Raw genomic sequence first — 896 nt, 5'->3', positions numbered from 1 at the left:
GCAGCATGCCCGCCACGCCGCCGCGCGACGATTTCGAGCGCTTCCTGGCGCGGGCCGGGCGGCGGTTCACCGTGTCCGGCATGGCCTTTCAGGATGCCTGGACCCTGGACACCGAACGGCTGCGCGGCTGCTGCATCCACGTGGCCGCGCCCGACGGGCGCATGGTGCCGTTCTGCGCGTGGAACCTGACCTCGGTGGACGGCACGCCCCTGCACCGCAATGGCGCGCCGTCCAGAAACGGCGTGGCGGGCGGCGGTGGTATCGGGTCTGCCGAAGGTGAGGGCGCATGACCCGTCACACCATGTCCCCGGCATCGTCGGAAGACGGCGCGGTAGCGCCGTGCCCAGCGTGTGCCGTGCCCACGGAGTACGGGGAACATGGGGAGCAGGAGAGTCATGGGGCGCACGTGGGTGCTCCGCGCTCCGCGCCTACGGCACGGGACGTGGCCCGGTCCCCGCTGGATTCATGGCTGGCCGCGCGTCTGTCCATACACCTTGATGCCCTTTCCCCGGCCACGGTGCGCGCACGGCAGGACCATCTGCTGCGCGAGGCGGTGCGCCGCGCCCTTGATGCGCCGTTCTACCGTGCCCGGCTGGCGGGGCTGCCCTTGCCGCGCACGCTGGATGATCTTGCGGGCCTGCCCTTCACCATACCCGACGATCTGCGCGAGGGGGGCGATGCCCTGCTGCGCGTGGCCGACGACGCCGTGGCCCGCATCGTCACCCTGCCCACATCGGGCAGCACGGGCGCGCCCAAGCGGCTGCGCTTCAGCGATGCGGACATCGAGCGCACGGTGGATTTCTTTGCCGTGGGCATGGCCACCCTGTGCCGCCCCGGCGACGTGGTGGCCATCTTCATGCCCGGCCAGCGGCCCGGCAGCGTGGGCGACCTGCTGG

The 896-nt window shown here is 72.1% G+C and carries 2 pseudogenes; both read left to right on the top strand.

Annotated elements, in window-relative coordinates:
* Window positions 1–290, top strand: a pseudogene (locus FVW20_RS17005) (hypothetical protein); the annotation flags it as partial.
* Window positions 287–896, top strand: a pseudogene (locus FVW20_RS17000) (hypothetical protein); the annotation flags it as partial. The pseudogenes FVW20_RS17005 and FVW20_RS17000, both read left to right, overlap by 4 nt.

Origin of the sequence: Nitratidesulfovibrio oxamicus (assembly GCF_015731765.1) — a bacterium.
GTDB lineage: Bacteria > Desulfobacterota > Desulfovibrionia > Desulfovibrionales > Desulfovibrionaceae > Cupidesulfovibrio > Cupidesulfovibrio oxamicus.
Note: the sequence above shows the minus strand (reverse complement) of the source record. Positions and strands in the feature narration are given on the sequence as shown.